At 45.3% G+C, this 23,139-nt stretch carries 20 protein-coding genes and 4 pseudogenes; 9 read left to right on the top strand and 15 right to left on the bottom strand.

Annotation, left to right across the window (positions count from 1 at the left end):
• The first annotated feature begins 69 nt into the window (after positions 1–69).
• Both RE628_RS28045 and RE628_RS28050 read left to right on the top strand, forming a co-directional pair.
• Positions 70–411, top strand: a complete 342-nt coding sequence (locus RE628_RS28045) for a TFIIB-type zinc ribbon-containing protein (RefSeq protein ID WP_309156613.1) — start codon at positions 70–72, stop codon at positions 409–411.
• A gap of 26 nt (positions 412–437) precedes the next feature.
• Positions 438–1,952: a leucine-rich repeat domain-containing protein gene (locus tag RE628_RS28050; protein ID WP_309156614.1), complete on the top strand. Its 1,515-nt coding sequence runs from the start codon at positions 438–440 to the stop codon at positions 1,950–1,952.
• An 87-nt stretch (positions 1,953–2,039) separates the two neighbouring features.
• On the opposite strand, the gene RE628_RS28055 is transcribed toward RE628_RS28050, so the two are convergent.
• On the bottom strand, positions 2,040–2,573 hold the full coding sequence (locus tag RE628_RS28055; protein WP_309156615.1) for a chromate transporter: 534 nt from the start codon (positions 2,571–2,573) through the stop codon (positions 2,040–2,042).
• A gap of 13 nt (positions 2,574–2,586) precedes the next feature.
• Positions 2,587–3,222: a chromate transporter gene (locus tag RE628_RS28060; protein ID WP_309156616.1), complete on the bottom strand. Its 636-nt coding sequence runs from the start codon at positions 3,220–3,222 to the stop codon at positions 2,587–2,589.
• A 450-nt stretch (positions 3,223–3,672) separates the two neighbouring features.
• On the opposite strand from RE628_RS28060, the gene RE628_RS28065 reads away from it, so the two are divergent.
• The 3 genes from RE628_RS28065 to RE628_RS28075 all read left to right on the top strand — a co-directional run bounded on the left by RE628_RS28065 (position 3,673) and on the right by RE628_RS28075 (position 6,129).
• Positions 3,673–4,332 (top strand): ROK family protein, encoded by a 660-nt coding sequence (locus RE628_RS28065; protein ID WP_309156617.1) that lies wholly within the window; start codon positions 3,673–3,675, stop codon positions 4,330–4,332.
• A gap of 20 nt (positions 4,333–4,352) precedes the next feature.
• On the top strand, positions 4,353–4,688 hold the full coding sequence (locus RE628_RS28070; RefSeq protein ID WP_309159603.1) for an ROK family protein: 336 nt from the start codon (positions 4,353–4,355) through the stop codon (positions 4,686–4,688).
• A gap of 220 nt (positions 4,689–4,908) precedes the next feature.
• Positions 4,909–6,129: an anaerobic sulfatase maturase gene (locus RE628_RS28075; protein WP_375143144.1), complete on the top strand. Its 1,221-nt coding sequence runs from the start codon at positions 4,909–4,911 to the stop codon at positions 6,127–6,129.
• 79 nt (positions 6,130–6,208) lie between these two features.
• Here the strand turns inward: RE628_RS28075 and RE628_RS28080 are convergent, their stop codons facing one another.
• Positions 6,209–6,661: a helix-turn-helix domain-containing protein gene (locus tag RE628_RS28080; protein ID WP_309156619.1), complete on the bottom strand. Its 453-nt coding sequence runs from the start codon at positions 6,659–6,661 to the stop codon at positions 6,209–6,211.
• Positions 6,645–7,436: a hypothetical protein gene (locus RE628_RS28085; protein ID WP_309156620.1), complete on the bottom strand. Its 792-nt coding sequence runs from the start codon at positions 7,434–7,436 to the stop codon at positions 6,645–6,647. Before RE628_RS28085 ends, RE628_RS28080 begins: the two co-directional genes overlap by 17 nt.
• A gap of 107 nt (positions 7,437–7,543) precedes the next feature.
• On the opposite strand from RE628_RS28085, the pseudogene RE628_RS28090 reads away from it, so the two are divergent.
• The 3 genes and pseudogenes from RE628_RS28090 (at position 7,544) to RE628_RS28100 (ending at position 11,473) form a co-directional block, all read left to right on the top strand.
• Positions 7,544–9,824 (top strand): annotated as a pseudogene (locus tag RE628_RS28090) (beta-glucosidase).
• A gap of 24 nt (positions 9,825–9,848) precedes the next feature.
• Positions 9,849–11,186 (top strand): MFS transporter, encoded by a 1,338-nt coding sequence (locus RE628_RS28095; RefSeq protein ID WP_309156621.1) that lies wholly within the window; start codon positions 9,849–9,851, stop codon positions 11,184–11,186.
• A 23-nt stretch (positions 11,187–11,209) separates the two neighbouring features.
• Complete coding sequence (locus RE628_RS28100) at positions 11,210–11,473, top strand: HPr family phosphocarrier protein (RefSeq protein ID WP_309156622.1); 264 nt, start codon at positions 11,210–11,212, stop codon at positions 11,471–11,473.
• A gap of 93 nt (positions 11,474–11,566) precedes the next feature.
• Here the strand turns inward: RE628_RS28100 and RE628_RS28105 are convergent, their stop codons facing one another.
• From RE628_RS28105 to RE628_RS28120, 4 genes and pseudogenes are all read right to left on the bottom strand, one after another.
• Complete coding sequence (locus tag RE628_RS28105; RefSeq protein WP_309159604.1) at positions 11,567–12,346, bottom strand: cellulose binding domain-containing protein; 780 nt, start codon at positions 12,344–12,346, stop codon at positions 11,567–11,569.
• Positions 12,323–13,228, bottom strand: a pseudogene (locus tag RE628_RS28110) (endo-1,4-beta-xylanase); the annotation flags it as partial. The gene RE628_RS28105 and the pseudogene RE628_RS28110, both read right to left, overlap by 24 nt.
• Before the next feature lie 268 nt (positions 13,229–13,496).
• Positions 13,497–14,057, bottom strand: coding sequence for an aminotransferase class I/II-fold pyridoxal phosphate-dependent enzyme (locus RE628_RS28115; RefSeq protein ID WP_309156624.1), 561 nt, complete (start codon positions 14,055–14,057; stop codon positions 13,497–13,499).
• A gap of 8 nt (positions 14,058–14,065) precedes the next feature.
• Positions 14,066–14,902: an aminotransferase-like domain-containing protein gene (locus RE628_RS28120; protein ID WP_309156625.1), complete on the bottom strand. Its 837-nt coding sequence runs from the start codon at positions 14,900–14,902 to the stop codon at positions 14,066–14,068.
• 107 nt (positions 14,903–15,009) lie between these two features.
• Between RE628_RS28120 and RE628_RS28125 the strand changes: the two genes are divergently transcribed.
• Positions 15,010–15,576: a GNAT family N-acetyltransferase gene (locus RE628_RS28125; RefSeq protein ID WP_375143016.1), complete on the top strand. Its 567-nt coding sequence runs from the start codon at positions 15,010–15,012 to the stop codon at positions 15,574–15,576.
• 61 nt (positions 15,577–15,637) lie between these two features.
• Here RE628_RS28125 and RE628_RS28130 read toward each other — a convergent pair whose 3' ends face one another.
• The 7 genes and pseudogenes from RE628_RS28130 to RE628_RS28160 form a co-directional block, all read right to left on the bottom strand.
• Positions 15,638–16,474, bottom strand: a complete 837-nt coding sequence (locus RE628_RS28130) for an effector binding domain-containing protein (protein WP_309156627.1) — start codon at positions 16,472–16,474, stop codon at positions 15,638–15,640.
• 5 nt (positions 16,475–16,479) lie between these two features.
• Positions 16,480–16,620, bottom strand: coding sequence for a MerR family transcriptional regulator (locus RE628_RS28135; RefSeq protein ID WP_309156628.1), 141 nt, complete (start codon positions 16,618–16,620; stop codon positions 16,480–16,482).
• A 149-nt stretch (positions 16,621–16,769) separates the two neighbouring features.
• Positions 16,770–18,268: pseudogene (locus tag RE628_RS28140) on the bottom strand (malate:quinone oxidoreductase).
• 471 nt (positions 18,269–18,739) lie between these two features.
• Positions 18,740–19,620, bottom strand: a pseudogene (pstA, locus tag RE628_RS28145) (phosphate ABC transporter permease PstA).
• Positions 19,617–20,501: a phosphate ABC transporter permease subunit PstC gene (gene pstC, locus RE628_RS28150; protein WP_375143145.1), complete on the bottom strand. Its 885-nt coding sequence runs from the start codon at positions 20,499–20,501 to the stop codon at positions 19,617–19,619. The pseudogene pstA and the gene pstC overlap by 4 nt, the downstream one beginning before the upstream one ends.
• Positions 20,502–20,639: 138 nt before the next feature.
• Positions 20,640–21,500, bottom strand: a complete 861-nt coding sequence (locus RE628_RS28155) for a phosphate ABC transporter substrate-binding protein (RefSeq protein WP_309156629.1) — start codon at positions 21,498–21,500, stop codon at positions 20,640–20,642.
• 32 nt (positions 21,501–21,532) lie between these two features.
• Entirely contained in the window at positions 21,533–22,957 is a 1,425-nt protein-coding gene (locus RE628_RS28160; RefSeq protein ID WP_309156630.1) for a stalk domain-containing protein, read from the bottom strand.
• Positions 22,958–23,139: the final 182 nt, after the last annotated feature.

Consider the following 23,139-nt stretch of genomic DNA (forward strand, 5'->3'; position numbering starts at 1 on the left):
GTTGACATTTATATTGGGGACAACTAAGCTATTTGAAAAATAAATAGGATAGCTAGTGGGAGGGAAGTAGTGGAATTTATTAAATTAAATTGTCCGAATTGTAATGGGAACATCGATTTTAAAGAAGGGGAAACCTTCAAATGTCCTTATTGTGGAACTGAATTAATGTTGAAGGAGAATAACGTCTATTATATTGATCAAACGATAAATAATTATTATGGAACAACTCCTCCGGTCAACACAACAGCACGTCCAAATCTGAATTTAAAAGCTCTTCTAATTATTCCGATCGTAATCATTGGTGCATTGTTTGGATATTTCCTTTTGTATGGCAATCAGACAGAATACGGCAGCCATAAAGAAATATCTGTGCGAACGATGCCTGAAAGCGAAGTGCTCCTGTTCTTTTAAGAGATATTTTTAATAAAGGTGAAGCGATGCCTACTGAAGAAGAACTCGCAAGTATCCGTTATTTATCTGCTTACCGTGATAACGACCAGTGGCATTTTGATTATAACCTCGACGACCCATTCACGAATAAGCAAGCTCAGATTTCCGACTATGTGATTATTGATAAAATATTGAATACACAAAGAATCGAACAAAAGGACTTTGAGGCTTTCACCGGGCTGACGGCCTTAAAACTAATGAACGAATATGAAATTTCACAAAGCAAGGAAGTTAGCTTTCAACATATGCAAGGATTAAAAAGCTATTCAGCCGGCTTTAACGAATCATTTGGTTCATTTGCACAATATTTTGGCGATAAGACGAAAATCGTAGAGCTCTCCACGCAAATTCGAAGTAATGCGGAAATGGCTTTATTGTTAGAGTTTCCGAATTTACAATCGCTTGAAATTTCGTATGTCGATGAGTCTGTTACAGATTTTCATCTACTGAATCAGTTGCCATTAAAATCATTGTCTTTAACAACGAGCCAGATCAATGATCTCAAGTGGTTGTCTTCATTAACTGGACTAGAGTCATTAACTATAGACAATAATAATGCGACAGATTTCAGCGCGTTCTATTCACTAAGTCAATTACAAGAGTTGAAGCTTACATCGGTAAGAAACTTAAAAACGCTCGATTTCATACAAAACATGCCTAATTTGCAGTCGCTTGATCTTGATAATGTTGACATTACGAATATAGAACGCCTTAGAAATAAGTCATCGTTGACGAATCTACGTCTATCTTCTTCCTATAAACTGGAATCTATTGATGCTGTAAATAGTCTGACCTCACTGACCGAATTAGCGATAACGGGTTATCATGGTACTGTACCATCGATTGTAGCTCCAAATTTAAAGAAAGCTGAATTATCAGGTTCTCTCATACCTAAACTGAAGGCGCCAGCTTTAAAATCTTTAACTGTTTACATGAGCGGGACAGCAAATGGTTTGGATGGGGCCGAATTAGTGAAATTCCCGCAGCTAGAACAACTTACAGCGATGGAATCCGGAGACTTTACAAATGTTGGTTCTTTAAATCGTCTATCCAAACTGCAAGAATTAAATTTAAATGAGACGTCTTTCTATGATGAGACGAGTGCATTGTTCAATTTGCAGCATATCAAAACGTTAAATTGTAATGAATGTCGTATCCAACTAAATAGTCAGGAGCCTTTTGTGAATAACACGATGGAATATTTAACTTTGAATCAAGCATATTTCCAGATAGGTAATGGTGACTGGTTGCATGAAATGGATAAGGTGATGCCTTATTTTGCTAATTTGACAGCCTTACGTTCATTTACTATGCAAGACAGCTCACTCCAATCATTAAGTTTCATGGAGAGTTGGAAACAAGTTGAGGAGCTCCACTTGGAAAATAACGCTATTTCAAATATAGAACCTTTAGCGAGTCTGCCTCATTTGCAGAAATTATATATTTTAGGGAATCAGGTGCAGAACAAGTCTGTTCTCGATAAGGGAGTTATGATTTATTGAGGTAAGGAAACGGAATAAACGGTGTCGGTCATGAAAATAGGTCAACCAGAGTTTTCTGGTTGACCTAAAACTCTCTATTCAATAATCTTAGAAAATAACGATTCCAGCCACTGCTGCCAACAAAATAACAGCAAAAGGATGCACTTTATACTTGGTTACCCCAATAAGACACCCTACACTGATCAATAGACTCCCTGCCATAGACCAGCTCAATATAGCATCGCTTCTTCCGCTAAATGCAAAGTGGATTGCCGCATAAATAATCATCCCGGTAATAACAGGACGTAACCCATAGAACGAAGATTTTACCCAGTTATTATTCTGCATCCGCATAAATAAAGCTGTGATCAGAATAACAATAATTAATGATGGAAGTATCATGCCAATCGTAGAGACAATTGCTCCTAAAATTCCAGATTGAAAATAACCAATTAAGGTAGCAGCATTCGTAGCAATGGAGCCCGGGGCCATACCGGCAATAGCCACAATCTCCTGAAATTGCTGATCGTCAATCCATCCACTACCAGCCACTTCCCGTTGAATCAACGTCATAACCGCGTATCCACCGCCAAAAGAAATAAGGCCTACCTTGATAAAAACCAAGAATAACTTCCAAAGCATATCATGATCACCCTTAGATGTAGTATTCAGGGAAATGCGGCTCCTTCGTCCCTTCAGACCGCTCCGTCTCTGTCCTCACAGTTATTCCTTTCTTGCGCTTCCATATCACTAAAGTGATTCCGATCAGAGGTCCTCCCAGTATTAGAAAGAACGGATGAACTCCAGTGAACAGCAGAAGTGTTACCGCAAATGCAGCAATAACCAATGTAGCCTTATCTATAATAGATGCTTTCCACATTTTATAAGCCGCCACAACGATCAAGGAGACCACCGCAGCATGAATTCCTTTTAAAGCCGCCCCCACTTTCACATTGTCCTTGAATACTGCTCCAAGTAGACTTAAAATCAAAACGATAAAAAATGTAGGCAGTGTAATCGCGGTTACGGCGGTAATAGCACCTGCTACACCTCCGAGGCGGTATCCAATAAATGCAGCGGAATTAACCGCAACCCCACCAGGGGCTGATCCGGAGATAGATACCATCTCCCCCATTTCCGCCTGACTCATCCACTTCTTCTTATGAACGATCTCCTGTTCAATCGTTGCAATCATGGCATATCCGCCGCCAAAGGTAGAAGGGCCTATTTTGAAAAAGACAGCGAATATCTGCATAAGCATTTTCGCTTGATCATAAATCGAATTCTTCATCCAGTTCACCTTCTTAGTCTTGTTGTTTCTTTCACAGAGGATAAAAGATAACATCCGTAGTATAACACATTTATTCCATTTTGGATTTAAGTTTTCGAATAGTAAGTGAAATTAATTAAATATATTGTAAATCCATCGGAATTGACCTTATATTATTAAGAGTATATTTCTTTTTGGAACAATGTTTCCATCCACGATGATACCAGCTAGAAATTATATAAAGATACCGTTATACTATTTGATATCCCGACTAATCAACTTGGAAATGGAGAAAGATAACTATGATCGCTCATTCCAATCCTTCAATAAAAAAACAAGTATATGATCGGATTGCCTATCACGGTGCGATAACCAAAGCCGAATTATTGGATTATTTCTCTATAACCAGTAGCAGCATGACCCGCCTGCTGGATGAGATGACTTCACAAGATTTGATCATGATCTCAGGGCTTGGTAACTCCACTGGCGGCAGGAAGCCTATTTGTTCAGACCAATCCGAAATTCCGTTACCTGATAGGTTTAGAAATTTCCCGAATCTACTCCACGTTAGGACTGTATGATATGCATCTCAACCCCCTCTCCTTAATCCGTTGGAAGATGGATGCCAGCATGACTCCCGAGTTTCTAATCAAACATATTACGAAGGCAGTCCATGACTTTATGGAAACTCACCATATTTCTTCTAAGGATATTCTCGGGATGGGCATTGGAGCTGTCGGACCACTAGATCACAAGAAGGGGATTATTGTCGATCCTGAACTATTCCCCGCCCCTTCCTGGGAGAACGTACCGATATGTCAGATGATAGCGGAGCAATTGCACATCCCAGTCAAGCTGGACAATGGAGCCAATACTGCGCTTATTGGAGAACATTGGGCACTTCGAACTAAGAACATCCAGCACGCCCTCTATGTTCATGTTGGGGCCAATATCCGTTCTGCAGTAATGTCAGGTGGACAAATTTTACGTGGAGCGGTAGATACAGAAGGAGCTATTGGCCAGATGATTATTCAGACCAATGGTCCAAGGCTTGGGGATACAGGGAATTATGGGGCACTTGAAGCTTTTGTGTCAGTAGCTTCACTAGTGGAACGGTACGTACTCAAATAAAAATCGGACGCAGTAGTGTAATTTCTGATATTTCTCCCGATCATATTAATTTTGCAACCCTGATCAATGCACTTGCTCAAGGAGATTCTCTCGTTCAGGAACAATTTAAGGAAACGGCCGCATATCTGGGAATAGGACTGGCCAACTTGATCAATACAATACACCCAGAATATGTTATTCTGGGAGGCCCGTTGATTAGCGCTCATCCTCTAGTTTTTGATACCGCCATAGAGGTTGCGAAGAAGAATACCTACCATTATCCCAAATACAGCCCAGTCTTTACACAAGGCATGCTTACCGATGAAGCAGTAGCAACCGGAGCCGCAATCATGATTTTGCACGAATGGGAGATTTGATGAAATGGTATAATCATTTGCGAATGCAACGATGATAGATTCAAATTGGAATTAAGATCGCGAATAAATCATCATTTTAGTGCTTATTTGTGTTACTTCCAGTATACTTTATTTTATTTTGACATTATGAATCGAGGGTGATATCTTAAATCCATAACAACTAGGAGGGATCCCCTTGTCAGGAGCATGTATCGGCAACGGCCATTCAAGAATTAGCGTCATGTGGAAGACAGTGTCGGAAGACTGTAATTTGGCCTGTGATTATTGCTATTACAGTACTTGCGGAGGCAAGCCCGGCCCAAAAATTAATAGAATCGATTCTGTTATCTTGGATAAATTCATAAAGGAATACATGGAACAATGTAACGGTGCAGCTGTATTTGCTTGGCAAGGAGGCGAGCCACTGCTAGCCGGACACGAATTCTTTGAAGAGGTGGTGCAGCTTCAAGCCCAGCATGCCCGTCCCAATACTGTAATCAGCAACTCCTTGCAGACCAATGCTACATTGATTAATGACCGATGGGCTTCTTTCTTCAAGAAATATAATTTTCTGATCGGGGTTAGTCTGGATGGTCCACAGGAGATTCATGATTCCCGCCGAGTGAATTCCGCTGGTAAAGGAAGCTTCGACCGTGTGATGGCTGGGATCGAGCATCTTTGTCGTCACCAAGTTGATTTCAATATATTAACCGTAATTCATAAAGGCAACGTAGGCAAAGCTAAAGAGCTCTTGCAATTCTATCGTGAGAACGGTTTCAATTATGTTCAATTCATCCCTTGCATGGATTTCAGGTCCCAGCAAGTGGATAAGCCTGGGGTCTACGAGATTACTCCGCAAGAATACGGCGACTTTCACTGTGAAGTGTTCGATGAATGGTATAATGACGGAAGTCCAGAGATCTCAATCCGTTTCTTCGATAATATACTTAACGTATACCTGAATCGGGACGCGGAGCTCTGTATCCATCGGGCAGAATGCCCGACCAGCCTAGTACTTGAGCAGAATGGAGATGCATTCCCTTGCGACTTCTTCATCAATGATGAATGGAAAGTTGGCAATGTTGGCACTGATTCTATACCAAGTATGCTTGCCCATCCAAACTTTGAACGTTTCCGTCGCATGAAGCCAGCCCTTCCGGAAAAATGCCGTACCTGCGACTGGAAGAAGTTATGCTATGGCGGTTGCCCACGAAATCGTAAGTGGAGCCCTGAAGGAGATCAGTCTTCTCCAGACTTCTTCTGTCAGAGCTATATGCAAATATACGACTATGCTCATGAGAGAATATTTGAATTGGGACAGAGATTACGCAACGAGATGTACTCCCACAACTTGAAGAACTACTTCAAAGGGAAGACTCCTGGACGTAACGATCCTTGTCCTTGCGGAAGTAACAAAAAATACAAAGCCTGCTGTGCCTCTAATCAATCTCCCATCTTGTAATGGATTGATGAAATGTTGATTGCCTCCTGCTCTCGAAGACAGGGGGCATTTGGGGTTTATAATTAACGTGGAGTAACCATTAAAAATACTTAGACCGATACTGCTTCGGTGTCATGCCCGTAAACTTCTTGAAGACCTTAGTGAAATGAGGTTGATCATAAAAATTAAGCCGCCCTCCAATCGACGAAGTCGTATCATTCGTCATACTAAGCAGCTTCTTGGCCTCTTCTATCCGCTGTTTCTGGACATAATTCATCAGCGTCATGCCTGTCTGCTCCTTGAATATATGCATCAAATAACTGCCGTTAAGATCGGTCAATTCTGCAAGTTCATCTACTGTAATATCCTGATATAGATGATTGAAAATAAACTCTTGGCATATCCTCACAGGTTTTGAAACTCCCTCCCTCTGGCTCTGCTCAACACGTTCCGTAAAATCAAATACTGCTCGGGTTATCACTGCCTCAACCGTCTTAGTATCCTTCAACTCCTCAATTTGTTGGATATACAAGTCGCTAAGTGTAAAAGCCATCTCTACGTACACCCCCATCTACAGCAGCCCTCGTTACAAGCACGATTGCACAGATCGCTAAATTCTTGGCATTGCGAAGCTGGCTTCGCTTGGATAGAATCCCTACCCCCTCGTCTGAACGGACTGTCAATTGCTTGGCAAGTTCTGTTGTATTACCGGTGCGGATTAACTCCACAAGTTTCCTTTCCATCTCCAAACTATTATGGAATAACGATAATTCCCGCTGAGTTGAGATTCCAATCTCTTTCTCACCCAGCGGCATATTAGGGAGTGCATACTCATAGCTATATTGCTGCACGTCGGTAATCTGCAAGGTTTCTTGATTGATGATCCAGTTCGTAAGTACAGCAATATGAAGTAGACGAAGGCGATTTATAACAGGTAGGTTACTCCAAAATTCCTTCCAACGCGGCAGTTCGCGATAGGATATTTGATAATCGTTCATGAACCCATTAATAAGCTCATCTGTAGGGATCAACTCAATGGAAGGCCCAACTACGACGAATCCCTGACGCTTCCCACCACGCTTAACAGGCACTACAATAAATCTCTCCAGGAAATTACCAAATAGGATAACCGGGTAATCTGCCTCTCTATCTATAAAAGGTCGAATCTGAGCCTCTATTTCTTTGAAGAAAAGTTTATGCTTCTCCTCCATCCCCCACATCATATCCGATGAATCCCCGTTCTCTGAATAAAAGACAGCGATCTGGATTGTCTCGTATAGCAGCTTACAGGAGTAGGCTAAATCCGAATGCTCTTGAACGTTGACCATTTTAGAATCCCCCTCCTTCACGTACAAATTTTCTAATTATTATACCATAATATAAAGCGGTTTCATGGGAAGATAGAAACTATAAAAGATCTAGGAGGTTATATTTCATGAAACGTGATATCCAAGCTTTGATCGCTGAAATGACATTGGAAGAGAAAGCTAGCCTGTGTTCTGGCCAAGATTTCTGGCGTCTAAAAGGTATCGAACGGCTGGGCATTCCTAGCATCATGGTGACCGATGGCCCACATGGACTGCGCAAGCAGCAAGGTGACACTGATCATTTAGGTATATTCGAAAGTGTACCAGCAACCTGCTTCCCTTCATCTGCCGGAATGGCTAGCTCCTGGGATCGGGAGTTAATCGGCAAGGTAGGCGTAGCTCTCGGTGAAGAGTGCCAAGCTGAGGGTGTTGCCGTCCTGCTTGGTCCCGGCGCCAATATCAAACGCTCCCGTTATGTGGACGCAACTTCGAATATTTCTCAGAAGATCCTTATCTCTCCTCAGAAATGGCCGCCAGCCATATTCAAGGGGTTCAAAGTCAAGGTGTAGGCACTTCTCTGAAACATTTTGCGGTTAATAACCAGGAGCATCGTCGTATGGGAGTAGACGCAATTGTCGATGAGCGCACGCTGCGGGAGATCTACCTGGCCAGCTTCGAGGGCGCAGTAAGAAAGGCGCAGCCTTGGACGGTTATGAGCGCTTATAACAAAGTCAACGGAGCCTTCGCCTCTGAGCATAAGTACTTGCTCACTGATATTTTGAAGGAAGAATGGGGGCATGAGGGAATCGTCGTGACGGACTGGGGAGCTAATAACGAACGCGTAGATGGATTGGCAGCCGGCCAAGAGCTGGAGATGCCTTCAAGCAACGGTCTTGGTGACCGGAAAATCGTCGAGGCTGTTCAAAATGGAGAATTGACCGTAGAAGCGCTGGATCGCGCCGTGGAACGAATTCTGCGAATCATCTTCATGAGTGTCGACAACAAGAAAGCTGATGCTACTTACGACAAAGAGGAGCACCATCACCTAGCCCGCACAGTTGCTGGTGAGACAATGGTACTCTTGAGAAATGAAGATCAACTTCTCCCGCTGGCCCAAGGACAGAAATTAGCTGTCATCGGTCCATTCGCGCAGAAGCCTAGATACCAAGGCAGCGGCAGCTCTCATATTAATCCAACTAGGCTCGATATTCCGTTCGATGAAATCAAGAAGCTCGCAGGCGACACCAGCTCGGTTGTCTATTCCCAAGGCTTCCACCTAGATAAGGATAATCTGGATTATGCCTTGATCGAAGAGGCGATTAAAGCCGCTAGTGAAGCAGATGCAGCTATCATCTTCGCTGGCCTACCAGACCGTTATGAATCCGAAGGCTATGACCGCAAGCATATGCGAATGCCTGCGAACCAGGATCAGATTATTGCAGCTATCACTAAGGTACAGAGCAATGTGATCGTCGTTCTAATGAATGGCTCACCAATCGAGATGCCTTGGATTAGTCAGACAAAAGCGGTTGTCGAGGCTTATCTGGGCGGTCAAGCAACCGGCGGGGCAATTGCTGATCTCTTGTTCGGCAAGGTCAATCCGAGCGGCAAGCTGGCTGAAACTTTCCCGGTCAAGGTAAGTGATAATCCGTCCTTCCTATTCTTCCCGGGTGAAGGCAATCGGGTGGAGTACCGCGAAGGAATCTTCGTCGGGTACCGCTATTACGATAGCAAAGAAGTAAAGCCTTTGTTCCCATTCGGACATGGACTGAGCTACACTACTTTCGAATACTCCGATCTGCTCATCGATCGCAAAGAGATCAAAGATACGGATAGCGTAAATATTCAAGTAACGGTAGAAAATACAGGATCCCTCACTGGTAAAGAAATCATTCAACTCTATGTCCGTGATGTGGATAGTACAGTAATTCGTCCGGTCAAAGAATTGAAGAACTTCGCCAAAGTTGAGCTTCAGCCTGGAGAGAAGAAGGCCGTGACATTCAAACTGGATAAGCGCTCTTTCGCTTACTACAACGTAGAGCTGAAGGATTGGCATGTCGAGTCTGGTCAGTTCGAGATCATGATTGGGCGCTCCTCTGAGGACATCGTACTGAGCGATGTAATTCATGTTGAATCTACTGTTGCACTAAAAACTATCGTCGATAAAAATACGATGCTCGTCGAACTCTTAAGTGATCCGCAAAGAGCTCCGCTCGTACAAGGATTGCTTAAGCAGATGCAGGAAGGCATGGGGGGCTTGACGTAGCGCAAAGTCTTGGTGATGGTGCAGGAGAGATGTTCACCGAGATGATGAATTACATGCCGCTGCGCACTTTGGTTGCCATGGGGCAAGGAATGTTCACCGAAGAAATGCTAAATGGACTAATTGAGCAGTTAAATAGACTCTAAAGGACAAATCGGGGACAAAAAAATATGCAAAGCGAGAAAATCAAGTTCAAAGAGAAGCTTGGTTATGGTGTTGGCGACATGGCCAGCAACTTCATCTGGGCATCAACAAGTATGTTTCTAACATTCTTCTATACCAATGTCGCTGGAATTTCTGCTGCTGCTGTCGGTACACTATTGCTCATCGCACGCGTATTTGATGCATTCGTCGATATCGGGGTCGGAGCAATGGTAGACAAGACGAAGACCAAGTACGGCAAGGCGCGTCCTTGGATACTCTGGCTCGCGATCCCGTTCGGTATTTCAGGCATTCTAATGTTCGCTGCCCCGGATCTTGGTCCGACAGGCGCTCTTATCTACGCTTATGCCACCTATTTAATCATGAATGTCGTGTACTCAGCGATTAACATTCCATATGGCGTCTTAAATTCGATGATTACGCAGGATCAATACCAACGTTCGTTGCTTAACATCTTCCGAATGATGAGTATGTTGATTGGTACGTTAGTCGTAACGACAATGACTTTACCCATGGTGGATACATTCGGCGGCGGTAGGGCTGGCTGGCTGAAGACCTTTATCATTTATGGCTCTGTTGCAGCCATTCTCTTCTTCATCACCTTCAAGACAACAAAAGAGCGGGTCAAGCCCTCTGTTGTACAGAAGGAAATCCCCTTCAAGCGAGGGGTCAAGGCTCTATTTCGTAATAAATATTGGGTCATGATTGTCGTACTTATGCTGATCACCGGGATATCCGGATCTGTTGGAAGTGGCGTTGGTATTTATTATTACCAATATATTATGCATAACAAGGATCTGGTGGGCTTGATGGGCGCGATTAGTATCATTCCAATTTTCATAGGATTGATGTTTGTCGCACCGATTATAAAAAGATTCGGCAAGCGAAACTCATCCATCATAGGATTGATCATCTCATTGATTGGCAGTCTAGTTCTAATTATTAATCCAACAAACTTAAGCGTCATCATCACTTCTACCTTAATCAAGAGTGTTGGAAGTGTTCCGTTAGCGGCCACCATGTTCGCCATGCTAGCAGACACCATCGAATATGGTGAATGGAAAACAGGCATGCGTACGGAGGGGTTAGTCTATAGCGCTGGCAGCTTCGGCTCGAAAGCCGGCAATGGCATAGGAGCAGCTCTCGTCGGATGGTTGCTCGCTATGGGAGGTTATATTGGCGGCCAGGGGACGATCAGCACATCGGCAGGTCATGTCATTCAGTTTATGTTCATCTATCTGCCGATCATCTTCGGGGTAATTACTCTCCTGCTCCTCATACCGTATAAGCTGGACAAGGAATACCCACAGATCATCGAGGATTTAACAGAAGCAAGAACCGCTTAATCGTCTTATAGGAGGAACCTAAAATGAAGGCAATCAAAGTTATAATGCCGTCTGATGGATTTCATGTTCTGCTAGCCAAGCAGATTAGCGGGACTGCCGCTACTACGCAATCGGAAATTCGCTTGATTTGGGAAGATCATAATGTCATCTCCGATGCAAAGAGCATTCTCGGAGTTATGGCGATGGAGGCGAAGAAAGGTACTACTCTTACGTTAACCTTTGATGGCCCGGATGAGGAACAAGCTCTAGAATTGCTAGTTTCATTATTTGAAGAAGCAGCTCAATAGACATAAAAGGGTGAGAGAAATGCCCAAATGTACTATTGGCCCAGCAAATAGTAAGACCGGAATGTGTTCTGCTCATTCCGGTCTTATTTAATGTTACGGTTCGATTCCCCAAGCAAGCGTTCCAGACTGATAGAGTGTCACTTTGTTCCAGTCGGTATAGGCCGTCTTCGTGGAGTCATACGAGTAATCGTTGGACTGGTTGAAGTTGGACCAATCAGACTTGGCAATTCGTGTCTGGATATCACCCGATGTTCCGCCTGGTGCGATCGAGCCCGCTCCGGAACCGAACGAAATCTCCATGTACGTATCCGCATTGGTACCCGTCGTACTTCCGAAGGTGGCGCTGACATTCGAGTTGCCGACCGCCGCCCAATCGATATAAGCATTTAGTGCTGAGCTGCTATCCTTCGTAAAGTAGTACCGGATTTTCAAATTACTGAGATTGACGGCCGAAGTACCATTATTCTTGATCACGAAGTTCGGAGCAAGCGTATTAGAGGTGGCGTTCGTATTCTGAGTTTTGTATTGGACGACAAGATTGCCACCAGTACCTCCACCGCCGGTAGGTATCACACTCACTTGCGCGGAATTGCCGCTCGTTCCGGCGGAATTCGTGGCCGTGACGACGTAGTAGTACGTCGCTCCGTTCGTCAGCCCCGTTATCGTATAACTTGTCGTCGATATATTAGTCGCCACGTTCGTATACGGGCCACCGCTGGTCGTCGCCTGCTTCACCGTGTAGCTCGTCGCACCGCTTGAGGCAGCCCAACTTAGGGCCACTTGGGCGTTGCCCGCCGTTGCCGTTAACCCAGTCGGTGCAGCCGGTACTACTGGCGTGCTCCCACCGCCCAGATATTGCTTCAGCCATTGCATGGCCGGACGCTCAGTGCCAGAGGAGGTTACCAGGTACGTATCGGATTGCCACGTTTGTCCTTGGATGTATCCCCACAGGGTGATACCCTTCACGTTCGGGTTCTCCCACAATACCGGGAACTTCGTCTGATAACGCGACAACTGCGTGGCGTCATCGCCGGTCATGTCCAATTCCGATACGTAGATCGGTAAGCCTGTAGCCGATAGCGAGTTGAGAACACTGTTCATGGTGCTGACGGATACATTATCCATGTTGAAATAATGGCATTGAATGCCGATGCCGTCGACCAATCCCCTGTCCTTCAACAGATTGATGATGGTCAAGTATTGCGACGCTGCGTTAGGATCACTGATGATGCCATAATCGTTAATCAGCAACTTCGAATTTGGGAATGCCGCTCTAGCTTGCTGGAACGACCAAATGACCCAGTCCCAGCCCGTGGTGCCGTCCCCACCGATGGCGTCTTTATAACTAGGCTTGGCATGTAGCGGTTCGTTGACGACGTCGACATAGTCCGCTTTCGGATAGTGCTGGCCAGCGAGCTGAATCCATTCTGTTACTTCAGCCTTCTTGTCGGCTGCGGATAGACTACCAATCCAACCCGGCTCCTGGCTGCCCCAGACAAGTGTATGGAACTTGAAAGGAATCTTGTTTGTCTGTGCATAATTGTAGATCAGATCCCCATTAGACCAGCTCATGGTGTTACGCGTAGATTCGACGGAACCCCATTTCGTCGCGTTTTCCGGTGTAACCTGGTTCCAGTACTTGGAAAAGTCCGAGGGGGCACTGCTTCCAATTACATTGCCCAAGAACTTGTTGCCCGAAGCAAGGCTCGCATCTGCTCTTCCTGCAATGTCGGACAAGAGCAGCCCAAACACCATCACGAATGCAACGTACAAATACAGCCATTTCGATTTCAACATAACCATTACCTCCTCCATCATGATTTTGATCCTACCTCGCTAGCGTACTTGGACCTTCGCCACAGGCTCCCAACCACCTCCATAAAAAGATATCGCTTACATTTACAATTATAAATTACAATTTCATCCATATAAAGTTTAAATATATACGTTTTTTACTTTAAATTATTTCGATCCTCGTGAGAGGAGTGGCCCTATCTTCACTATAAGGATTAAGATGGTCTGCTTACTGCGAGCAAAAGTAGGGCTCCCATATCTGCCACAGCAAAGCCACTCCCTCATCAATCCGCTCCCAGACAACTCCACCGAAGCCAATCAGAAATCTTCTCTGTGGATGATAGACCGCTTTGTCCCCATAAAATGCTGTCGCTGAAGCAACTACAATACCATGAGAACGTGCTAATTCAACCAATTCTTGCTCAGAGACTGAAGCGTGGAGCGATAGAATCAGATGAAATCCAGCATGCGGGGTAATCACCTCGCCATGTCCCTCGAAGTGGGTCTGCAGCGCTTCGGCTAACTGATGGCTTTTTTTGCGATAGAGATTTCGCATTTTACGGACATGCTTCTCGAAATAGCCCTGTTCCATAAATTTCTCCAGGGTACGTTGATAAATACGAGAAGATGATTGTTCGAACCATAATTTCCTGCGCAAATGATGATAAGCATCCAGTATTGAGTCAGGAAGCACCATATAATGTATACAAATGTCAGGTGCGAGAATTTGTGAGAATCCTCCGATATATATCACATTAGCCCCTGGAGCAAGACCTTGCAGTGCAGGCACCGGTTGGCCTAAATAACGAAGCTCTCCCCGTAGTCATCCTCAATAATGTATCCTCCATGCGCCTCAGCCCACCTCAGTAGTTCCATTCTTTCGTTAATCGGCATCACTCTTCCACCAGGGTATTGATGTGAAGGTGAGACAGCAACAATACGGGCTGATGTCTTCAACAAGCGAGATATGTCGATGCCCTGATCCGCCTCTGTGACGTAAGATATCCCATAACCCTCTGCTTGAAAGGTATAGGGGAGCAGCGGATAACAAGGATCTTCCACAGCCATCACTGAGGAAACATCCTTAAGCAGAATCGCGAGATAATGAAGAAGCAGATGCTGCTCTGCGCCGAGTACAATCTGTTCCTTGCGACAGACTACACCACGAATGCGATAAAGATAGGCTGCCAGCTCCTCTCTCAATCCTGCCTCCCCTTGATAATCTCCATAGAATAATAGATCGTTGTATTCATCCCGCAGCGTGTCCGTCAACAGACGCTTCCATTGGTTGATCGGGAAGCCCGCAAAGTCATTTTTGCAGAGATGGAAATCATAGGGATAAGCTCCCTCCATTGAACAATCCCTCTCAAAATGAACAGGCTCGTTCAGGTGATCAGTCAGCGTGAATTGCCCGTATGACACTGGAAGGGCAGCAACAAAGAACCCTTTTCTGGGCCGATTCTCTATGAATCCTTCCGCAACTAGCTGCTGATAGGCAGTTTCTACCGGCGTAGTACTTATCGATAATTGCCGGGCTTGCTCGCGAATCGAGGGCAGACGATCGTTTGCCCCTAATTTTCCCTGGACAATATCCTTCTTGATAGATTCGTATATTAAAGCGTAGATGTTCTGCATTTTTACCCTCTCTTCTGTCACCTAAAAATAATCGAATCTGTACATCCTCAAGTATACAGATTAGTGGTAGATTAAGGTAGAACTGAGATAAAGGAGATATGAATGATATGGAAAATGTACGCTTTCTCGAAGGAAAAAAAGTATATTTGCGTCCGATTGAAGCAGCCGATACCAACTGGTACTTTAGTACGTTGTACGATAAAGAAACAAGAAGACTCACCGGAACGCAGAGACACCATACTCGGGAGCAAATTGCTAGCTACATTGAAGCCAAGTCACAAGACTCATCTTCCGTGCTGCTCTTGATCGCTACCTGTAGCGACGACGCACCAATCGGAGACATTGCGATTCAGGATATTGATACAATGAATCGTAATGCGAATATTCGGATAGCGCTCACTGACGGTAGCCAGAACAAAGGATACGGTACAGAGGCACTTCAGCTCATGCTCGAATATGGGTTTGGAGTGCTTAATCTGCACCGGATTGAACTTAATGTATTCTCGTACAATCATCGTGCAGTGAGAGTATATGAGAAAGTAGGCTTCAAACAAGAAGGGGTTCAAAGAGAAGCTTTGTTCTACAACCATGAGTATCATGATTCCATATTGATGAGCATTTTGGAGGATGAGTACAAAGTTATTAAACAGAAACTAGCAACCAAGGACTCATAGGGGCTTGCACTTCTAAATAAAAGAGGCTAACCACTTTTCAGGTTAGCCTTTATCCATACTGTTATTCCTTCGACTTAGGTCTGATTGGAAGCAACAGATCCAATTGAAGCCGTCGATCAGCCTCCTCATTGCTTAGGTGGTATAGATTGATGTAATTCAAATGCTCTTCCATAGAACCGTACATGCAATCCGGATTACCCCAGTTAGGCTCATACTCTTTACTCTCATCTACCCATTTGGCAAGCAGCCCCCACTCCTCGAAATTCCCCATTGGAATCATATGAGCTGCATATAAACCGCCAACAAATTTCTTTTTCACAAAAGGTTCTTGTACCTCCATATCATCCGGAATGGTGACCCATCTTTCGTACCCATGATCTGAACCATCGGATAGTACTCCGTTCGGATGGTTAAAGCCGTAATGACGCAGATCCAGCTTCTCACTGGCGAGGTTCGTCTGAGTCATTAATTGTTGAAGTTTAATCCATGTATCGTACTCCGGTGTTCCACCTACCAAATGAATAGAAGCTACCGTACAAGGGGGTACATAGAGAATTCTTGCCTCTTTAAGCTTAGACAAATGGTGATCGGCTACATTCAAATGATTCACAGTGATTTCCTCCTTTAAATGATTCGTTGTCGTTGGCAGAGTCTTAATGGTATCCCAAGCAACCTCCAGAAAATCTGAACTCATGTCCAAGTGACCCTTAACGTCAAGTAAGATTATGAATTGTTCCAAGGCCGTTCTAACGGCAGTCAATGCCAAAATATCACTGGATAGCTCCTTAATCTTCTCCTGAAACACAGTGATAGCTTCCAAGGACTCTTCGCTGTGTAGAACCCGGTCAATTTCCCTTAATGGAATTCTCAGTTTTCGTAAGATTAAAATCTGTTCCAACCTAATCAGCGAATCCTGGTCATAGCTGCGATAAGCATATCCCTCTTCTTTACACTCTGCAGCAATCCGATCTGCTCATAATATCTGAGTGTTCTTGTGGAAATCTGATATATCTTAGAAACCTCGCTAATTGTATGCAGCTCCATGTTTTCCTCCTTTCTAGGTACAGCTTAGAGTACGACACGACGTCAAAGTCAATGGGTTTGCCTATAAAATTGCAAGCAAAATAAAAAGGCAGTCTTCGTCCATAGAAATTAGAAGAAAGACTGCCTAGATTTATATATTATATCATTGTCTATTGCATAGGCTGCGGTTCACGGTTCAATCCCAGCGTCCGCGCCGTTGAAGTATGGATCTGCCCAATCAGTTCCGGCTTGCTTAAGAGCCTCATGCCATAGGATGGAATCATTTCTTTGATCTTTGGCTCCCACTCTTTGATATGCTGTGGGAAACATTTATTGATCACCTCAAGCATGACAGGAACGGCGGTAGAAGCACCTGGTGAAGCGCCGAGTAATGCAGCGATTGAACCATCGGCAGCACTAATGACCTCCGTACCAAATTGCAGTGTTCCTTTGCCACTTTCCGTATCCTTAATAATTTGTACGCGCTGGCCTGCCACCACCAGATCCCAATCCTCAGATTTGGCATTCGGTACAAATTCCCGTAAAGTTTGCACGCGCTTTTCCTTCGATTGCATCAATTCCTTGATCAGATAAGTCACCAATGACATGTTCTTGGCACCTGAAGCCAACATCGTTATGAGGTTATGCGGTTTAACCGAAGAGATCAGATCGAACATAGAACCAAACTTCAAGAACTTAGGAGAGAAGCCGGCGAACGGACCAAATAATAAGGATTCCTTACCCTCGATTAATCTGGAGTCCAGATGCGGAACAGACATCGGTGGGGCCCCCACCTGAGCTTGACCGTATACCTTAGCATAATGCTGCGCAACAACGTCTGGATTCTTACACACCATAAACAATCCGCTTATTGGGAATCCGCCGATCCCTTTACCTTCAGGAATGCCGGATTTCTGCAGCAAATGAAGGCTCCCTCCCCGCCGCCGATGAAGACAAATTTAGCCGTATGGCGCGTAACCGTACCGTTCTCGATATTCCGCACCTTCAATTCCCATCTGTCATCACTAGTCCGCTTCACATCCTGGACGTGCTGGTTGAACTTCATGTCAACGCCTTTACTCTTCAAATGATCGAACAATATGCGTGTTAAAGCGCCAAAATTAACATCTGTGCCTGAGTCAATCCTTGTAGCTGCGATCGGACCACTTACCGTCCGGTCCTTCATCATCAGCGGAATCCATTCCATCAGCTTCGCTGGATCATCCGAATACTCCATCCCTTGGAATAGTGGGTTGCTGGATAATGCTTCGAATCTCTTCTTTAGAAAGGCTACATCCTTAGCCCCTTGTACAAAGCTCATATGAGGCACTGGCATAATAAAGTCTCGCGGATTACGTATCAGCTTGCTGTTTACAAGATATGACCAAAACTGCTTAGAAACCTGGTACTCTTCATTAACCTTGATCGCTTTACTAATATCCATGGATCCATCCGGTTTTTCTACGGTGTAGTTAAGCTCACACAGTGCGGAATGCCCTGTTCCAGCATTATTCCATTCGTTAGAGCTTTCCTCTCCAGCGCTACTGCGCCTCTCAAACACTGTAATTTCCCAGTCCGGTGCTAGTTCTTTCAGTAGTGACCCTAAAGTCGCACTCATGATCCCGGCACCGATCAAGATAACGTCTGTCTTGATTTGTCCATTAGCCATTTCGCCGTCCGTCCTTATATTCAAATATTTGATGAAAAGATGTAGGCGCTCCTACGCAGACACCACAGCAAGCCAGAGTGCGACATCGTCACACATTTCTTCCGGAGCAATATAACCTATAATGAATCAGCTTAGTTAAAGATTTAATATCCTCATTATATGATATTTATTTGCTGTTTGATAGACATTCAAGACTACCGGACGGGGGTGAATGGCTATAAAAGATTTCTTTAACACCCATAACCATATTTCATTGTTACATGAGCGGATATCACATTACTGGTCGAAAAACCCAACGTCTCTACTAAATGTCGGGCCTTCTTAGAAAACTTATAATGCCTCTACAAGCTCTAACAAATTGACGCAATATTCGTTCCCAAATCCGTCTGGTATGATAGATTAATATCCTGAAACCTAAAAAAGGCCTATTCCAATTACAACAAGGAATAAGCCTTTTCGACCGTAGCCGCTCTATTTCTTCAGCTTGCGATTATTGATCCAGATCGGCAAGCGAAATACAAGATTAATCAATAGGACAACGAATACTAGAACAGCAGCCGATTTATCGGCAATCTGCCTGGCATCCTCCACGATCGCTTCGGACTGTACGTACCACAAATGAACAGCCAACGTCTCGCCAGGAGAGAATAGGTTAAAATCCCACATCTCGCCGAAGTGCTGAGTCCCGCCGTCAAAATAATAACGGCCGATTCCCCGAAAGCACGGCCCGCAACAAGACAAATGCCGGTGATGATTGCCTGCATGGCTGTAGGAATGACGACCGTGCGGATCATATGAAACTGGGTCGTTCCAAGTCCATATGCCGCGTGTCGCAGATCATTCGGCACCGCCCGAACCGCTTCTTCCGTAACCCGAGCCAACATCGGCAGGTTGAGAAAGGCCAAGCTAACGGCTCCGCCAAGAATCGTAAGCCCGATGCCGAAATATTCGGCGAAAATCGCCAGGCCTAGCAGGCCGAATACGATCGATGGCACAGAGGATAGCGACTCGACGCAAATACGAAGAATTTCTGTGAATCGGTTGTTCGGCGCGTATTCCGCCATATAGATGCCCGCTCCCACACCGATCGGAACTGATATCAATAGCGAGAGAAACAGGATATAGAAGGAGTTGAATAGCATCGGTCCGATGCCTCCGCCAGCATCAATCTCCTCCGGCAGCTTAATCAAGAAATCCCAGGAAATTTGCGGCAGCCCTTTGCTCAGGATAGTGAACAGCAGCCAAAACACCAGCAGCAGGACCCCCGCTCCCAAAGCATAAAAACAACCCGTGGCTACCCGATCCCATAGCAAGGAGCGAGTAGTTTTCCGCGACAGTTTATACCCGGTCATCGATTAGCCCCTCCTTTGCGCCCGATAATACGGATGATCAGAATCAACACGAACGAGATGAGCAACAGCAAAAACGCCATTAGGTGCAGACTATAGTTCCAGGTCGAATCAAAATCGACGTTGGAGATCTGCATGACGATGTTGCTCGTCAGTACCGAGGTTGGAGCGAACAGGGATTTTGCCAGCTGCGGTGTATTCCCGATCACCATGACTACGGCCATCGTCTCTCCGATCGCCCGGGTCATACCCAAAATGATCGCCGCCACGATGCCGCGGCCAGCTGCGGGCAGAACCACCCTGAAGGTAGTCTGAAGCCTGGTGGCACCAAGCGCATAAGAAGCGTCACGGTACTTTCTCGGCACGGCCGAGATGGCATCCTCGCTGATGCGGCTGATCGTTGGAAGGATCATGATGGTTAACACCAGGGAAGCGGCCAGTAGGCCATCCCCAAGCCCTTCACCACTAAGCTCTCTAAGTAATGGAAGCAGTATGGTCAGTCCAAGATATCCGTATACGATGGATGGAATCCCGACCAATAAATCAAGCAGCGGGCTCACGAACTTCTTCACCCAGCTAGGTGCAATCTCTGCAATCAGAATAGCCATTCCCACGGATAGCGGGACTGCAATGATTAAGGTCAAGACCGTTAAAGACAATGTGTTGACAATGAAAAGTGCAGCTCCGAACCTTCCCTCTTCCGGCGCCCAATCAAACGAGAAGAAGAACTCGGCAGGTGTCACCTCCTGAAAAGTTAACAACGCCGTCTTCCCTATAAAGAAAATGACCATCGCCAATACCAGGCAGAGAGCTAATATACTGAACAGAAAATAGTATTTAAACAGCCAATTTACCATCCGAGCTCGGGCATTTCTCGACGTCAAATTCCAACGGTTGCGCGGATATATTCCTGTTCCGGATTCCCGGACAGTTTTGTGAGCAGAAGTGTTCAACCTGGTTCCTCCCATATATAAGACCAGTCCCGTAAATCAGGGACTGGTCAAATTGTAGCTATCGCTGATTTATTTCATTGCCGAGATCGGAATGAACTTCAATTTTTTCAGGGAACCCTCTTGGAACTTTTTGCTTTGAATGTATTCGATGAAAGCTTTTGTCTCTCCAGTTGGCTCTCCCTTGGTCATAAAGTAACCATAAGACCAGATCTTGTATTTACCGTTGATTACGTTATCCACGGTTGCCTCTACCCCGTTATGTTTCACGGCTTTGATGTCATCGCCGCTGATGTAGGTCAAGTCGATGTAACCGATCGAGTTCGGCGTTGTTGCCACAGCCGTCTTCATATCACCGCTGGAGCCCACTTCCTTGTAGTTCTTCTCCTTCTTGACAATGTCTCCGCCACCAAGCGCCTTTGCTTGGTAATTGACACGAGTACCGGAACCGAAGGAACGAGTGATGACTACGATATCCTTGTCTTCGCCACCAACATCTTTCCAGTTCGTGATTTTCCCGGAATAGATGCCTTTTAATTGTTCCGTCGTCAAGCTATCGACCTTAACGCTTTTGTTCACGATCGTCGCGAACGGAATTACCGCAACTTTATTAGCCACTTGGCCATCAAACTTTTTAAAGCCTGGTACGTCTGTGCTGGCATCCCAGTCGCAGGCGCCAATATCAGCGATACCCTTCTTCACAGCCTGTGGGCCAGTAACCGAGCCCTTACCCGAAGCAGCGATTTTCACTTTCGGATGTAGCTTTTGGAATTCCTTAGCGGCTTGCAGCGTCAACGGCAACAACGCCGTCGAACCGTTCACCGTAATTTTACCTTTCAATTCATCCTTCGCCCCTACAGTGCCCGAGATCGTTGCAGACAAGAGGAACGCTGAAGCGACCGCAGCCAAGGACAGTGTTTTCAACCATTTCATATTGAGTAACCCCTTCCGAATTATAGATTATATTATTTCGTAAGTTCCGATACTTTTCCGTCTTGCACCAGCATTACTTTGCCATCCGCGATGAACGCAATGGTTCCATTCTGTGCAATGGTCCAGTCAGAGACGGATTCGTCTGTGCTGAACAGCTCCGTTTTAGCGCCCGATGCGGCTACTTCGAACCATTTGCTGCTACCATCTGCCGCCTCAGCAAGAATAATCAATTTGCCCGAGATGAATTCACTGGAGATCACGTTAACGTCAGCAACTAAATTACGGATTTGGGAACCATCGGCTGGAATGATCTTCAGGGTGTCGTTCTCTACCTTACCTTCCGGATCGGCGCTGATGTAAGTAACACTGCCATCCGACAACAGGGACAGGTACAATTTGTTGTCCATCTGCTGAGTCAGTTGCACCGGTTTCGCCTCAGGATTGCCAAGCTCGAGCGAATACACCTGAGTGCCCGCTTTCGAGTAATCGATGGTCAGTGACTCCTCGGTTCCTTCCTTATCCGTTTGGGCATTTCCGGTCACGTTTACGAAGTAGACGACTTTCTTCCCGTCCATCGATACTTGTACCTCAGATTTATTTTCGACTTTGTCAGCCAGTACTTCCGTGATTTTACCAGTATCCACACTTATGTAAGCAATTTTCTCTTGTTTGTCGCCTTGGATGAAATAGATTCTCTTGCCGTCTGCAGACCATACCAAATCAGTCTTTACTGATTTGTCCTTACCAAGCGGTTGGATTCTGCCAGTTGCCGTGTTCAGCAAGAGCAATGCCCCGCTCTGATCTGTAAATGCAGCCAAAGAACGGTCAGGGGATAATGCTGCTCCGATGGCGCTCTCGTTGCTGGAGAACATTTCAACTTGCCCGTTGTTCCACAACTTGATCAATGTCGGATTCTCTGCATCCTCTTGGCTAACAATGACGTTACCAGCAGCATCGAACAGTGGCGTACCAAACTGACCGCTCAAGCGTCCCACACTACGCAGATCACCTGACTCCTGCACTTCTCCTCCCAAAGCCTGAACCAGCGCTATCGGCTCTACGAACATAACGCCTCCCGCAATTTGCGGAGCGATCGTAAATTGGGCAGTGGTGCCGTCTAAGCTATAGCCTTTTGAGCCGGATTTGAGGCTCACTTCGTGCAATCCTTGACTGTCCGTTACAATAAGACTCTCTCCACTCAGCTTGATCGTGGCTCCTAGACCACCAGCCAGATCGCGAAGCGAATAAAGTTTTGTCTTTCCTACGACCATTGTTTTCAGCGTATATTTAACGCCGTCGATCGCCACGCTTTCACTAGCTGCCTTGAGTTGGCTTGCCCCGGCTTTAGTCGCAATCGGCTTTTGGCCAGCTTCAGCCGCAGACGCAGATGCCACCGCCACAGACGAAGTCACCAGCGCAGAAGCAAGAATCATTCCCAGAACCTTACTCTTCTTCATCCAATTCACCCTTTTATATTGGCATATGTAACTAAATAGATTGTCGTATATATTTGTTAAAGTGATTTTAGAAGATTGTAAAGTTATGTAAAATCAACAGAAAAATTTCGTCAGATTGTAAAGTTCTGATCTTCTGATAACAAAAAGACGGCGCAGGGATGGGATCCCTCGCCGTCTTTTCA

It is taken from the genome of Paenibacillus sp. D2_2, assembly GCF_031199965.1.
GTDB lineage: Bacteria > Bacillota > Bacilli > Paenibacillales > Paenibacillaceae > Fontibacillus.